The organism is Sphingobium sp. MK2, assembly GCF_040170545.1.
GTDB lineage: Bacteria > Pseudomonadota > Alphaproteobacteria > Sphingomonadales > Sphingomonadaceae > Sphingobium.
This window is the reverse complement of record NZ_JAZDXA010000009.1, coordinates 29,862-43,180: the sequence shown is the minus strand read 5'-3', so window position 1 is coordinate 43,180 and position 13,319 is coordinate 29,862. Positions and strand designations below refer to the sequence as shown.

Below are 13,319 nucleotides of genomic sequence, written 5' to 3'. Positions count from 1 at the left end.
ATACGCAGAGGAGACTATATGCGACATCTACTGGCCTGCACGGCCATAGCATCCGTTCTGGTGGCTATCACAGCGGCGCAGGCGATGGCGGAAACCACCATCGGCACAGCCACCACGGCGGCCGTCAAGACCTCGACCGTTGCAAATGGGGCACCCGACGATATCACCATCAGTTCGGCCGGATCTATCACCCTGACCAGCGGCACCGCGGTCACCATCGACAGCAACAACAAGGTTTCGAATGCGGGGACGATCACGATCAACGATGCCAATGATGTCACTGGCATATTGATCACGCCCGGCACCACCGGCGCGATCACCAACAGCGGCACGATCAACCTGACCGAAGATTATACCGCCACCGATAGCGATAGTGACGGCGACATTGACGGGCCTTTCGCCAAGGGCACAAACAAGAAAGGCATCTGGCTCCAGACAGGTGCGCCGCATATTGGCGACCTCACCCATAGTGGTTCCATCACCATCGAAGGCAATCAGTCTTCAGGCATCCGCCTCGACGGCGCACTGACCGGCAACCTTTCCACCAGCGGCACGATCAGCGTCACCGGCGACAACGGCCATGGCGTGCTAGTGAACGACGTCATCGGCAACGTCACCCTGCGCGGCTCCACGACAGCGGTCGGCGCGAACGGCATCGGCGCGGCACTGCTCGGCGACATTAATGGCGCGCTCAAGATTCAGGGCAGCATCGTCAGCACCGGCTATCGCACGACAACCCGGCCGTCCGACGTCACCAAATTGGATGCCGACGACCTGCTGCAAGGCGGATCGGCCGTCGTCATCGCGGGCAATGTGACCGGCGGCATCATATTTGATGTGCCGCCCACGCTGGACGATAAGGATACCGACATTGACGATGACGGTCTGACCGACAGCACCGAAGGCTCCGCTTCAGTCATTACCTATGGCTCGGCCGCAGCGGTGCAAATCGGGGCGGCGGACAGCGACACGGACATAGGTGCGGTGGTCGCCAACGCATCGGGTTATGGCTTGATCGTCAATGGCGGCATCGGGGGCTATGGCATTTATGACGGGGTTGCCGCCAACGGCCTGGTCATCGGGGGACTTGGTGGCGATGTCGATATCGCCAAGGGTATGCTCGTCAAGGGCACGGTTGCCGCCATCTCCTACGACAGCGACGCCACGGCGCTGCGCCTTGGGTCCGGTGCCAAAGCGGACATAGTGGACATCAGCGGCACCATCGGCGCCACGGGGTCATCGAAGGAAAATACCAGCGCGCGCGGCCTGGTGATAGATAGCGGCGCGACGGTCGGGTCGATCAAGATCAGTGGCACGGTCGCTGCCTCTGCGCTTGACGATGAGAAGGGAGCGGCGGTCGCCATCATCGATTCATCGGGCACGCTATCCAGCCTGTCGAACACCGGCCGGATCAGCGCGCTCGGCGGCCTTACCAACACCGCGATTGATCTCAGCGCCAACGACAGCGGAGTCACCGTAACCCAGGCGCTTGCCTCCGCCACCGCCAGCACGCCCCAGATTGTGGGCGACATTCGGCTGGGATCAGGCAATGACGTCATGACCATATCGGCGGGCAGCATCACGGGCAATGTCAGCCTTGGGGCCGGTAACGATGCCCTCACGCTTTCGGGCAGTTCCAGCCTGACCGGGAATGTTGCCTTTGGAACGGGGGCTGTGGATCTGACCCTGGCGGACACTGCCCGTCTGATCGGAAATGTGGATTTTGGTGGGGGCGCTGGTTCGCTGACTTTGAACGGGACATCGTCTCTGAATGGCGCGATCAGCAATAGCGGCAATATGGCGGTGACGCTCAACGGCGGCACGCTCAATAGCAGCAATACAGGCAGCATCGCGCTCGGTTCGCTGTCAGCCAGCGGCACATCGACCATCGGGGTTACGATTGACGGGAATACAGGCACCAACACCGTTTATGACGTCGCTGGCGCGGCCAATTTTGCGAGCGGATCACAGGTCAAGGTTCAGCTTAATCAAGTCGGAAACGCCGAGGGCGACTATGTCATCTTGCGTGCCGGCACACTCAGCGGAGCGCCGACGCTCGGCACTGCGGCCCTGCTGCCATATATGTTCAAGGGCAGCGTTGCAGGTGACAGCACGGCAGGCACTGTTACGCTGTCGGTCGCGGCCAAGAGCGTGACGGACCTTGGCCTTTCCGGGTCGTTGGCGCGAGCCTATTCCGCCATCTTCAACGCGCTCGACAATGATGCCGCCATTGCCGACGCCTATCTTGCCATCACCGACGGCGACACGCTGAACGCCAATTTGCGCCAGATGCTGCCCGATCATGCGGGGGGCACGTTCGAAGCGGTCACATCAGGTTCGCGTGCCACCGCCCGCATCTTGTCCGATCCCAACGGCATCTATCGAACGCAGGACGGCCGTCTTGGCTTCTGGCTGCAACAGGTGGCTTTCGGTAGCAGCAAAAGCATAGGCAACACAGCCTCCTATGACATTAACGGCTGGGGCGCTGGCGGCGGCGTGGAGTATCTGACCGATCTTGGCGCATTTGGCGGCTCGATTGCCTATATTCACGGCAGCGATTCCGGTGGCGGAGCGGACAATGCAGTCGATTCCGACCAATATGAACTGGCCGCCCACTGGCGGGGGCAATGGGGGCCTTTGTTGGCCTTTGCACGGCTGTCTGCCGCGCATATCGGCTTCACCGGCACCCGTCACTTCGCCAATGGCGACGTGACCCGCACCGCCGATGGTGACTGGAACGGCAAACTCTATTCGGCGACTGCGGGCGCGTCCTATCAGATGCAGATGGGCCGATTCAGCCTGCGTCCAGCGCTTGGCATCGACTATTATCGCTTGACGGAAAAGGGCTATAGCGAGACCGGCGGCGGCGATGCCTTCAACCTCACCGTGCTTGGTCGCACCAGCGATGAAACCACGGCCAACGGCACGGTCACGGCGGGATACGACTTTGGCAGCCTCAAGCCGGAAGATGGCTGGCTGCGGCTGGAACTGGAGGGCGGCCGTCGCCAGATCATCGGTGGATCGCTCGGCGATACAGTGGCCTATTTCAAGGATGGCGACCGCTTCACCCTGAGCGCGGAAGACCGCACCAATGGCTGGACCGGCCGCGCCCGCCTTTATGGCGGCACCGAAACATTCCGCGTGGGCGGCGAATTCGGCGCAGAAGAACAACAAAATCATGTCGCCATATCGTTTAGAGCGACGGTAAACTTCGTCCTGTGACGTCCTGACTATGAAAGGACGGGCCACACCCCACAGACCCTCCCGGTCCGTCCTTTCCGCCCCGGCAATATCCCTCCCCAAGGGCACCGGGCACAAAAGAGGGGCGTCACCGCTAGACCCGGTGGCGCCCCTTATTCTTGTGAACGGGCGGAAATTATTCTGCCTTTACCTCGACCGGCTTCAACTTGGCGCTGAGCGCGTCGAACCCGGCCTTGTCGGCCGGCGACAGGTTGGGGCGCCCCGCCATGATTCCCATCGAAATACTGCATTTGGAATAATAGGTTTCGCCCGGCTCGATCTCCAGCCGCAGCGTATCGGTCGCCTCGCTCTTGACCGAATATTCGTGGATGCCGGGGTCGGCATAGACGACGGCGAATTTACCCGGCGGCAAGCTGGTCAGACGCTCCCCCTTTTCATGCACCGCGCAGGAAATAGCCGCCCCCACCAGGCCGCCCTTGCGGAAGAAGATGATCTTCCCCTTCCCTTCGGGCATGTCGGATACCGGCGCTGCCGCCGCCGTCGGATCGGACGGAACGGCTGGGTCAACCGCCGCATCCTGCGCGATCGCAGACGTGCCGCAGCCGACCATTACCAATGCCAGAAACATGTGACTCTTCATAACATTACCCCCCATTGTGAATTTCAATGTTCGCCGTCTGGCAGAACGAATGGAATGTCGGCCACCAATTTGGCCTGCCCTCGCGTACCTGCAGGCACGACCACCTCGCTGCCTACCATGAAAAGCACGACCGGCACCGCAACCAGGCCGACCAAAACAGCCTCATTTGTGCGGCTTTCACCGGATTGAGCAAAACGGAAGCTGCGCAGCGCGATCTTCTGTCCTTGATACTCGACGAAACGCGCCGCCAATATCAACTCGCCAGCCTTACCCGCCGCGCGAGCGCGGGCGGCGTGGATGACCTCCCCCTCCCCCAGCGCACCATCAGGCACGACGACGGCCCCATTGAAAGCCACCGGCACGGTCGTGCGGATGCGGAAGCGGTCGCCCGACTTGGACAATTTGGAATTGAGCGGGTCAAGTATCTCGAAATCGACATAGGTGCCGGCTGGCACCGCTGTCGCCGTTGGTGCGAGCGTCGCAACGATCGGGTCGGTCCCGGCATAGGCTGGTATCGAAATAGCCAGCCCGAAAGCCGCAGCGAATAATCGCCCCGTGCGCCGCATCATCCCCCCTGTTCACGCCGCCAATCCCCCGATTCGCTATGGCGTAAACAGATGCTTATCGCGCGTCTTTACAGTCGTATAGAGGGAAGCGAGCGATCAGCCCGCCAACCCCTTCTTCACCAGTTCGTTGACCACCTGCGGGTTGGCCTTGCCCTGCATTGCCTTCATCGTCTGGCCGACGAAGAAGCCGAACAGCGCTTCCTTGCCGCCCTTATATTGCGCGACCTTGTCGCCATTGTCCGCGAGAACCTTGGCCACCGCCGCTTCGATCGCGCCGGTGTCCGACGTCTGCTTCATGCCGCGATCTTCCACGATCTTGGCTGGTGCATCGCCGGTTTCCAGCATGATCTCGAACACCTGCTTGGCGAGCGATCCCGACAGCGTGCCGTCGGCGACCAGCGCCAGCAATTCGGCGGCCTGTGAGGGACTTACCGGGCTTTCCTCCAGGCTTTTGCCAAGGCGGTTGAGCGCACCATAAAGGTCCGACAGCAGCCAGTTCGCCGCTGCCTTCGCGACATCGCTCTCGCTCTTCTTCTGCGCGGCGGCGCTCTGCGTCACCAGCAGTTCGAACCAGCGCGCGGTGTCGGCGTCCGCCGTCAGCGTCGCGGCATTATAGGCCGACAGGCCCAGCGCCTGCTCATAGCGCTTGCGCTTGGCATCGGGCAGTTCGGGCAGCGAGGCGCGGCATTCGGCCAGAAACGCCTCGTCCAGTTCGATCGGCAACAGGTCGGGATCGGGGAAGTAGCGATAGTCATGCGCATCTTCCTTCGACCGCATCGACCGCGTTTCGCCCCGGTCGGGATCGTAGAGCCGGGTTTCCTGCACGATCTTGCCGCCCGCCTCCAGCACATCGACCTGACGGTTCGCCTCATGCTCGACCACGGCCATGACGAAGCGGACGGAATTGACGTTCTTCGTTTCAGTGCGGGTGCCGAATGCTTCGCCGGGCTTGCGGACCGACACGTTCACGTCAGCGCGCATCGACCCCTGGTCCATATTGCCGTCGCACGAGCCGACATAGCGCAGGATCGTCCGCAGCTTCGCCAGATAAGCCCCTGCTTCTGCGGGCGATCGCATGTCCGGCTTCGACACGATCTCCATCAGCGCGACGCCGGAGCGGTTGAGATCGACATAGGAGCTGGTGGGATGCTGATCATGCATCAACTTGCCCGCATCCTGTTCAACATGGATCCGCTCGACCCCGATAACCTTGGTGCTGGTGTCCGGGTTCTTCTCGTCCAGCACGATCTCGATCTGCCCTTCACCCACGATCGGATGATAGAGCTGGCTGATCTGATAGCCCTGCGGCAGATCGGCATAGAAATAATTTTTCCGGTCGAACCGCGACCATCTGTTGATCTGCGCCTCGATCGCCATGCCGGTGCGCACCGCCTGACGGATGCACTCGCGATTGGGCACGGGCAACATGCCGGGCATCGCCGCATCGACCAGCGACACCTGCGTATTGGGCTCGGCCCCGAACGCGGTCGCGGCACCGGAAAACAGCTTGGCATTGGTGGTGATCTGGGCATGCACCTCCAGGCCGATCACGACCTCCCACTCGCCGGTTGCGCCCTGGATGCGATAGGTTGATTCAGTCATGAATTTACTTGTTCCGCTTCGGTTTGGCGGCGCGAAAAGCAGCCTGTCCATAATCGTTGATGAAAAACTCAACCGCTCCGCCAGCCTTTAATCCCATGGCGCGCCGTATATCGAGCGGGATAAAGATATGCCCTTGCTGATCCATGATCGTAGATTTGCGACAACGCATAGCGATGGCCTTTCCTCAAGGGCATTTTTCGATATGTGAACTACCTTGTACGCCCCCCGCCCAAAAACAAGATTGTTTCTTCAATCTCATTTTGCAGCAAGTCAGCGCGCGCTCCTCGAACATCAATATCTCGCAGAGCACGAATAATTACTTCCGAATAATCTGGAAATTTTCTTAATTCATAACAAACAGCGACATTCCCAAGAACCGATTTCCCGCTAGTTCCAAGCTCACACATCAGTCTGTGCAGCTTTTCAAATTCCCGATATTTTTGCTCTCTGCGCTGAGTTGCGACGTACTGCACAGCGGCCCAAGCCATTGCCAGCAAAGGAACTACGATCCCCGCCCATGCAATCCAGTCTTGGACACTAGACAGCTTCATCTCACCACCACTTGTCCGGCCGCGCCACGAACCCCGCACGTTCTTCAATCGCCAATCCCGCGTTCAGTACCGTTTGCTCGTCCAGCGCCTTGCCGATGATCTGTAAGCCCAGCGGCAAGCCCTGACTGTCCACGCCACCGGGCACCGACATGGCGGGCAGCCCCGCCAGCGACGCGGGCACAGTGAAGACATCGTTCAGATACATGGCCAGCGGATCAGCCTGCTTCTCGCCCAGCGTGAAGGCGGCGCTTGGCGCGGTCGGGGTCAGCAGCAGGTCGCATTGTTCAAACGCCCGGTCAAAATCGCGCGCGATCAGCGCCCGGACCTTCTGCGCCTGTGTATAATAAGCGTCGTAGAAACCGGCCGACAGCACATAGGTGCCGATCATGATGCGGCGCTTGACCTCCGGGCCGAACCCGGCAGCGCGGGTTGCGGCATACATGTCCTGCAAGCCTGCGCCATCGGGCAGGTCGCGCTGGCCATAGCGCACGCCGTCATAGCGGGCGAGGTTGGACGAGGCTTCGGCGGGCGCGATGATATAATAGGTCGGCAGCGCATATTTGGTATGCGGCAGCGACACCTCCACCACACTCGCGCCAGCGTCCTTGAGCCAAGCAATCCCCTGATCCCACAGCGCGGCGATTTCCGGGTTCAGGCCATCGGGGCGATATTCCTTGGGAATACCGACCGTCTTGCCCTTGAGATTGCTGGACAATCCCGCTTCCCACTGCGGCACCGGCAGGTCGAGCGAGGTCGAATCCTTGGGATCGAACCCGGCCATGACTTCCAGCAGCAACGCATTGTCGCGCACCGTGCGCGCCATCGGCCCGGCTTGGTCGAGCGACGAGGCGAAGGCGACGATGCCCCAGCGCGAGCAGCGGCCATAGGTCGGCTTGATGCCGCTGATCCCGGTAAAGGCGGCAGGCTGGCGGATCGATCCGCCGGTATCGGTGCCGGTCGCCGCCGGGCAAAGCCGCGCCGCAATCGCGGACGACGACCCTCCCGAAGAACCGCCGGGGGCCAAGGCCGAATTGTCGCCGCCGTCGCGCTTCCAAGGGCTAATGACGTTGCCATAATAGCTGGTCTCGTTGGACGATCCCATGGCGAACTGGTCGAGGTTCAGCTTACCCAGCATGCCCGCGCCCGCATCCCACAGCTTGGCCGACACGGTCGACTCGTAAGTCGGCACGAACCCTTCGAGCATGTGGCTGGCCGCCGTGGTCTGCACGCCCTGCGTGCAGAAGAGATCCTTCATGCCGATCGGCACGCCCGAAAGCGGCTTCACATCGCCCGCCGCCAGCGCCTTGTCCGCAGCATCGGCGGCTTCCAGCGCCTTTTCCGGGGTTTCGACGATGAAGGCGTTGAGCGCCTTGGCAGCCGCAACATTGGCGTTGAAGCCCTCGGCGACTTCGCGCGCGGAAAAATCGCCTGCGCGGAACCCGTCGCGAATTTCGGCTACGGTAAGGTCTGTAAGGTCAGTCATGCAAAAACTTCCGTTCGCCCTGAGCCTGTCGAAGGGCCGTACTTCACTTCAAAAAAGGGCTGGGCTTCGACAAGCTCAGCCCGAACGGTGAAAGTGATGGTCACTCGATAACCTTCGGCACCGCAAAAAATCCATGTTCGGCCTGGGACGCGTTCGCCAGCACCTTGTCGCGGACATTGCCGTCGGTCACGACGTCGTCGCGCAAGCGCTGGCGATTGGGGATGACGGCGGTCATCGGCTCGACGCCGCTGACGTCCACCTCGCCCAATTGCTCCACCCAGCCAAGGATGTTGTTGAGTTCGGGCACCATCGCCTCGGCTTCGGCGTCGGTCACCGAAATGCGCGAGAGGCTGGCGATCTTTTTTACGGTCTGAAGGTCTATCGACATGGGCCATGCCGCTACCACCCGCTTCCCTCCGCTTCAAGCGGGTTTCGCGCCTCTTGCGCGCGCGCGCAGCTTGCGTAAGACAGGGGCGCGCAAATGGGGGCCGCATCGCCCCTTAATTCGGAGAGCATCGGGTGGCCCGCAAATTTCTCTATGTCATCGCAACCCTTGTGGTTCTGGTGATCGCGGCGTTCGCCATCTATGCGATCTGGGGCATGCAATTGATCCGTGCCGTGATGGTACCGCGCGAAGAATTTGCCGATCTCGCCCCGCTCCCCGCCAATGCCTATGCCGACGCCAAAATGTGGGTCGCCCGTCCCGACATCATCCAGAACAACCCGGCGCTCTGGACCCCGGCAGGTGTGACCAATCCCGCTCTGCCCCAAAAGGCGGCAGTCTTCTTCATCCATCCCACCAGCTATATTACCACTTTTGGCGATGCCCATTGGAATGCGTCGCTGGACGAAAAGGAAGCCGACGCTACCGCCCGGCGCTTCGTGATGAGCCAGGCCAGTGCCTTTAATGCAGCCGGAAGCGTGTGGGCACCCCGCTATCGACAGGCCAATTATGGGGCGTTCCTGACCAGCAAACCTGCTGGTGACAAGGCGCTGGCGGCTGCCTATCGCGACGTCGTCCAGGCCTTTGCCGCCTTCCTCGCGGCAAACCCCAGCGGCCCGCTGATGCTTGCCGGGCATAGTCAAGGCTCCCGTCACCTGTTGCAACTGCTGCGGGAAGAAGTGGCGGGCAAGCCCATCGCTGAAAGGGTCGCGGCGGTATATGCGGTCGGTTGGCCGGTATCGGTTGAAGCGGACTTGCCGGCACTGGGCCTGCCCGCCTGCGCCCATGCCGCCCAGGCGCACTGCATCGTCAGTTGGCAAAGCTATGCCGAACCCGCCGATCCATCGGCGGTGGTGGAGAGTTTCGAACGCAAGACCGGCTATACCGGCAAACCGCGCAAGGGCACCCACATGCTTTGCACCAACCCCATCACCGGCGCGTTCAACGGGGCGGCACCGGCCAGCGCCAACAAGGGTACGCTGGATGCACGCGAGGAAGGGCAACCGCCGAAGCTGCTGACCGGCGTCGTCCCCGCGCGGTGCGACACCAGTGGCGTGCTGATGATTGGCGAGCCGGTCGACATGGGGCCGTTCACCCTGCCCGGCAATAATTATCATGTCTATGATTACAGCCTGTTCTGGGGCAATGTGCGCGCCGACGCACAACAAAGGCTCGCCGCCTTTTTACAGAAATGACATTTTGACATCATGCCATTGGTAACGACGGATCGCGTGGCCTTTCGCGAGGCCTTGCCGCAGGGTGGCCGTCTGGTCGGCATGGATGTCGGCACCAAGACGATCGGCCTCGCGCTATGCGACGCGCGCTGGTCGATCGCCAGTCCCGCCCACACCATCACACGCAGTAAATTCAGCAAGGACAAGCTGCTGCTGGCGGCCTTCATTACCGAGCAGCAGGTCAAGGGCATCGTCATCGGTCTGCCCCTCAACCTCGACGGCACCAGCAGCCCACGCAGCCAGTCGAGCCGCGCCTTCGCGCATAATCTGGCGGATTTCGGCCTGCCGGTCCTGCTCTGGGACGAACGCTGGTCGACCCAGGCCGTGACCCGCACCTTGCTGGAGGCCGATGCCAGCCGCGCCCGCCGAGACGTGCTGATCGACAAGCTGGCGGCGAGCTATATCCTTCAGGGTGCCATTGACGGGTTGGTCGCCGGGTTGGAATAGCTCACCCCTCGAACGCCGCGATGATCGGGCATGGTCCCTCGTCCGACGCATGGCATTGCCGCGCCAGCCGCTCCAGCGCCGCGCGCGCCGTCTGCATCTCGGCAATCTTCGCGTCCAGCGCGGCGATCCGTTCCGACGCCAATTCCCGCGCCCTCGCCCGGTCCTGCCCGGCATCCAGATGCAGCAATTCGCCAATCTGCTCCAGCGTGAACCCCGCCCGCTGCGCGCCGCGAATGAAGCCCAGCCGTCGCGCGTCCGCCGCGCCGTAGCGCCGGATGCCTGCGCCCCGCTCCGGCGTGGCGAGCAGGCCGCGCCGCTGATAGTAGCGCACCGTCTCCACCCCGACCCCGCTGCTGCGCGCGAGTGCGGAAATCGTCATGCTCATCCCTTGACTCCGTACCATGGTCCGCACCCTATATGGGTGGCATGCCCCCTTTGACCAAGGATATGCCATCATGACCCAAGCCCGATCCGCCGCCATCTACCGCATGGTGATGCCTGGCCACATCTGCCCCTATGGCATCAAGGCGCGCTGGCTGCTCAAGCGACGCGGCTATGTGGTGGAGGACCATTGGCTCACCAGCCGTGCGGAAACCGATGCGTTCAAGGCGACGCATGACGTCAAGACGACACCGCAAATCTTCATCGATGGCCAACGGATCGGCGGTCATGACGACCTCCGCCGCTTTCTCGGTCTTAAAGTGCGCGATCCCGATGCGACCAGCTATGTACCCGTCCTCGCCGTCTTTGCGGTGGCCGCGCTGCTGGCGCTGGCGGTCAACTGGCTGACCTTCGCCCCGCTCATTGCCTTCGTCACGGTCGAGCGTTTCATCGCCATCGCCATGATGCTGCTCGCCATGCTGAAATTGCAGGATGTCGATCGCTTCGCGACGATGTTCCTGAACTATGACCTGCTCGCCCGCCGCCTACCGCCCTATGGCCGCGCCTACCCGTTCCTGGAATTGGGCGCAGGCGTGCTGATGCTCACCCGCACGCTCGACTGGCTGTCGATCCCCGTCGCGCTCGCCATCGGCGGCATCGGGGCGGTGTCGGTGTTCAAGGCCGTCTATCTCGAAAAGCGCACGCTCAAATGCGCCTGCGTCGGCGGCAGCAGCAACGTCCCGCTCGGCTTCGTGTCGCTCACCGAAAATGTGATGATGGTGGCGATGGCCCTATGGATGGTGGCAGGCATCCATTGAACATAAGGCGCGGATGCTGACAGGCATCCATCCAACGGGTCGCGCAGGGTGATGCCAGGGTCCAGGGTCTTACCGACCTCAGTCGACAACCCAATCGGCCGACGCGATCCCCTGTGCATAAAGCAGCACTGACAGGTCGCCATGGACGATCTCGGCGGCGGCGGCGGCGCGCGTCACCGGCTTGGCATGATAGGCGACGCCCAACCCTGCCCCTTCGATCATCGGAATGTCGTTCGCGCCGTCGCCCACAGCGAGGGTCAGCGCCCGGTCGATGCCGCCCGCGATGGCCGCTTCCAGCTCCGCCCGCTTGCGCGCCGCATCGACGATCGGGCGGGTGACGGTGCCCAGCAACGCGCCGTCGGCAATCTCCAGCACATTGGCCACATGCATGTCGAAGCCGATCTCGGCCGCCACCGGCCCGGTAAAGCGGGTGAAGCCGCCCGACACCAGCAAGGTCCGCGCGCCCCGCGCCTTCATCGTGCGGACCAGCGCCTTCGCGCCGCCCATGATGACCACCCGCTCTTGCCGACACTGGTCGATCGCGCTGTCAGGTAGGCCCTTGAGCAACGCGACACGGCCATGCAGCGCGCCTTCGAAATCCAGTTCCCCGCGCATCGCCCGCTCGGTGATCTCGGCGATCTGCGGCTTGATCCCGGCATAGTCGGCCAGTTCGTCGATACACTCGACGGTGATCATGGTCGAATCCATGTCGGCGATCAGCAGCGTCTTTGCGCGCCCCGCGACCGGCTGGACGATCACGTCGATGCCCTGCCCGATATCGGCCAATGCCGCGCGCGCCGCCACAGGATCAACGGCGAAGAACAGGTCCGCCGCCTTGTCGCGGTCGAGCCACAGGCTCTCACCGGGCTGGCACCCGGCCTGCGCCAGCCGATCGGCGGCCGCCGCAATATCCCCCTGCCCGATCGAGCCACTTGCCACTAAGGTCGCGACGAACATGAACACTCCTGACACACAGCAGGGCGAATCCCGCCCACGGGTCGCGCTTATTGCCGGGCCGACCGCCAGCGGCAAGAGCGCGCTGGCCATCGCCCTTGCCAAAGCCACGGACGGCATCGTCATCAACGCTGATGCCAGCCAAGTCTATGCCGACCTGACCATCCTGTCCGCACGGCCAAGCGCGGACGAGATGGGCGACGTGCCCCACCGGCTGTTCGGCCATATCGACGGGGCACAGGCCTGCACCGCGCCGCGCTGGGCGGCCGAGGCGAAGGCGCAGATCGCCGCCGCAAAAGAACAAGGCCGCCTGCCTATCCTCGTCGGAGGCACGGGGCTGTATATCCGCACATTGCTCGACGGCATCGCGCCGGTGCCGGATATCGACCCGGACATACGTTCAACGGTGCGCGCCTTACCCGTTGCGGAGGCCCATGCCGCGCTGACCCGTGAAGACCCGGAGGCCGCCGCTCGCCTGGCTCCGGCCGATACCACCCGCGTCGCTCGCGCGCTGGAGGTTGTACGGTCCACGGGCAAGCCGTTGAAACAGTGGCAGCAGCATAAGAGCGGCGGCATCGCCGACCAGATCACCCTCGCCCCCATGATCCTGCGTCCGCCGCGCGACTGGCTGATCGAGCGGTGCGACCGGCGTTTCGTGCAGATGATCGACGCGGGCGCGATCGAAGAGGTCGAGGCGCTGCTCGCCCGCCACCTCCACCCCGACCTGCCGGTCATGCGCGCGATCGGCGTGCCGGAAATTCGCGCCTGGATCATGGGTGAGATCGAGCGGGAAACGATGATCGAACGCGGCGCGCTCGCCACCCGCCAATATGCCAAGCGCCAATATACCTGGTTCACCAACCAGCCCCCGCCGCACTGGCCGCGTGAAATACGAGAAATTAATAATAAGGTCATCACTAAATTGGCAATTATATTACAAAGATAGCGCTTGACCCGTCATTTTATGTCCATTAGAGGCTGCCACCTTGCTATCGCAGG

The 13,319-nt window shown here is 62.6% G+C and carries 14 protein-coding genes; 5 read left to right on the top strand and 9 right to left on the bottom strand.

The features are described from left to right. Window positions 1–18: 18 nt before the first annotated feature. On the top strand, window positions 19–3,222 hold the full coding sequence (locus V2I08_RS05555; RefSeq protein WP_349634200.1) for an autotransporter domain-containing protein: 3,204 nt from the start codon (window positions 19–21) through the stop codon (window positions 3,220–3,222). Between the two features lie 154 nt (window positions 3,223–3,376). Here V2I08_RS05555 and V2I08_RS05550 read toward each other — a convergent pair whose 3' ends face one another. The 7 genes from V2I08_RS05550 to gatC all read right to left on the bottom strand — a co-directional run bounded on the left by V2I08_RS05550 (window position 3,377) and on the right by gatC (window position 8,431). Beyond that, window positions 3,377–3,841, bottom strand: coding sequence for a DUF2846 domain-containing protein (locus V2I08_RS05550; RefSeq protein ID WP_349634199.1), 465 nt, complete (start codon window positions 3,839–3,841; stop codon window positions 3,377–3,379). Between the two features lie 23 nt (window positions 3,842–3,864). Beyond that, window positions 3,865–4,410 carry a hypothetical protein gene (locus tag V2I08_RS05545; RefSeq protein WP_349634198.1) on the bottom strand — a complete coding sequence of 182 codons (546 nt, stop codon included), beginning with the start codon at window positions 4,408–4,410 and terminating at the stop codon, window positions 3,865–3,867. Between the two features lie 93 nt (window positions 4,411–4,503). Then, complete coding sequence (gene gatB / locus V2I08_RS05540) at window positions 4,504–6,009, bottom strand: Asp-tRNA(Asn)/Glu-tRNA(Gln) amidotransferase subunit GatB (protein WP_349634197.1); 1,506 nt, start codon at window positions 6,007–6,009, stop codon at window positions 4,504–4,506. Between the two features lie 4 nt (window positions 6,010–6,013). Further along, a complete protein-coding gene (locus tag V2I08_RS05535; RefSeq protein ID WP_349634196.1) occupies window positions 6,014–6,154 on the bottom strand; it encodes an AbrB/MazE/SpoVT family DNA-binding domain-containing protein in 141 nt (46 codons plus the stop codon). A gap of 64 nt (window positions 6,155–6,218) precedes the next feature. Continuing rightward, window positions 6,219–6,497: a hypothetical protein gene (locus V2I08_RS05530; RefSeq protein ID WP_349634195.1), complete on the bottom strand. Its 279-nt coding sequence runs from the start codon at window positions 6,495–6,497 to the stop codon at window positions 6,219–6,221. A gap of 64 nt (window positions 6,498–6,561) precedes the next feature. Continuing rightward, window positions 6,562–8,043 (bottom strand): Asp-tRNA(Asn)/Glu-tRNA(Gln) amidotransferase subunit GatA, encoded by a 1,482-nt coding sequence (gene gatA, locus V2I08_RS05525; protein WP_349634194.1) that lies wholly within the window; start codon window positions 8,041–8,043, stop codon window positions 6,562–6,564. A gap of 100 nt (window positions 8,044–8,143) precedes the next feature. Beyond that, window positions 8,144–8,431 (bottom strand): Asp-tRNA(Asn)/Glu-tRNA(Gln) amidotransferase subunit GatC, encoded by a 288-nt coding sequence (gatC, locus tag V2I08_RS05520; RefSeq protein ID WP_349634193.1) that lies wholly within the window; start codon window positions 8,429–8,431, stop codon window positions 8,144–8,146. Between the two features lie 131 nt (window positions 8,432–8,562). Between gatC and V2I08_RS05515 the strand changes: the two genes are divergently transcribed. Next, the gene (locus tag V2I08_RS05515) at window positions 8,563–9,681 is read left to right on the top strand and encodes a DUF3089 domain-containing protein (protein ID WP_349634192.1); all 1,119 of its coding nucleotides are present in this window, start codon (window positions 8,563–8,565) and stop codon (window positions 9,679–9,681) included. Window positions 9,682–9,693: 12 nt separating this feature from the next. After that, window positions 9,694–10,167, top strand: a complete 474-nt coding sequence (ruvX, locus tag V2I08_RS05510; RefSeq protein WP_405053623.1) for a Holliday junction resolvase RuvX — start codon at window positions 9,694–9,696, stop codon at window positions 10,165–10,167. A 1-nt stretch (window position 10,168) separates the two neighbouring features. Here ruvX and V2I08_RS05505 read toward each other — a convergent pair whose 3' ends face one another. Continuing rightward, window positions 10,169–10,552, bottom strand: coding sequence for a MerR family transcriptional regulator (locus V2I08_RS05505; protein WP_349634191.1), 384 nt, complete (start codon window positions 10,550–10,552; stop codon window positions 10,169–10,171). Between the two features lie 70 nt (window positions 10,553–10,622). Here V2I08_RS05505 and V2I08_RS05500 point away from each other — a divergent pair, with 70 nt between their 5' ends. Continuing rightward, window positions 10,623–11,366, top strand: coding sequence for a glutaredoxin family protein (locus tag V2I08_RS05500; RefSeq protein ID WP_349634190.1), 744 nt, complete (start codon window positions 10,623–10,625; stop codon window positions 11,364–11,366). Between the two features lie 78 nt (window positions 11,367–11,444). On the opposite strand, the gene serB is transcribed toward V2I08_RS05500, so the two are convergent. Then, a complete protein-coding gene (serB, locus tag V2I08_RS05495; RefSeq protein WP_349634189.1) occupies window positions 11,445–12,323 on the bottom strand; it encodes a phosphoserine phosphatase SerB in 879 nt (292 codons plus the stop codon). Here serB and miaA point away from each other — a divergent pair. Continuing rightward, window positions 12,322–13,266 (top strand): tRNA (adenosine(37)-N6)-dimethylallyltransferase MiaA, encoded by a 945-nt coding sequence (gene miaA / locus V2I08_RS05490; protein WP_349634188.1) that lies wholly within the window; start codon window positions 12,322–12,324, stop codon window positions 13,264–13,266. The two genes, serB and miaA, sit on opposite strands and share 2 nt — an antisense overlap. Window positions 13,267–13,319: the final 53 nt, after the last annotated feature.

Bases quoted from the DNA above. Each gene is read 5' to 3' on its own strand.
- V2I08_RS05555 (WP_349634200.1), top strand. From the start codon at position 19: ATGCGACATCTACTGGCCTGCACGGCCATAGCATCCGTTCTGGTGGCT.
- V2I08_RS05550 (WP_349634199.1), bottom strand. From the start codon at position 3,841: ATGAAGAGTCACATGTTTCTGGCATTGGTAATGGTCGGCTGCGGCACG.
- V2I08_RS05545 (WP_349634198.1), bottom strand. From the start codon at position 4,410: ATGATGCGGCGCACGGGGCGATTATTCGCTGCGGCTTTCGGGCTGGCT.
- gatB (WP_349634197.1), bottom strand. From the start codon at position 6,009: ATGACTGAATCAACCTATCGCATCCAGGGCGCAACCGGCGAGTGGGAG.
- V2I08_RS05535 (WP_349634196.1), bottom strand. From the start codon at position 6,154: ATGGATCAGCAAGGGCATATCTTTATCCCGCTCGATATACGGCGCGCC.
- V2I08_RS05530 (WP_349634195.1), bottom strand. From the start codon at position 6,497: ATGGCTTGGGCCGCTGTGCAGTACGTCGCAACTCAGCGCAGAGAGCAA.
- gatA (WP_349634194.1), bottom strand. From the start codon at position 8,043: ATGACTGACCTTACAGACCTTACCGTAGCCGAAATTCGCGACGGGTTC.
- gatC (WP_349634193.1), bottom strand. From the start codon at position 8,431: ATGTCGATAGACCTTCAGACCGTAAAAAAGATCGCCAGCCTCTCGCGC.
- ruvX (WP_405053623.1), top strand. From the start codon at position 9,694: ATGCCATTGGTAACGACGGATCGCGTGGCCTTTCGCGAGGCCTTGCCG.
- V2I08_RS05505 (WP_349634191.1), bottom strand. From the start codon at position 10,552: ATGAGCATGACGATTTCCGCACTCGCGCGCAGCAGCGGGGTCGGGGTG.
- V2I08_RS05500 (WP_349634190.1), top strand. From the start codon at position 10,623: ATGACCCAAGCCCGATCCGCCGCCATCTACCGCATGGTGATGCCTGGC.
- miaA (WP_349634188.1), top strand. From the start codon at position 12,322: ATGAACACTCCTGACACACAGCAGGGCGAATCCCGCCCACGGGTCGCG.
- serB (WP_349634189.1), bottom strand. From the start codon at position 12,323: ATGTTCGTCGCGACCTTAGTGGCAAGTGGCTCGATCGGGCAGGGGGAT.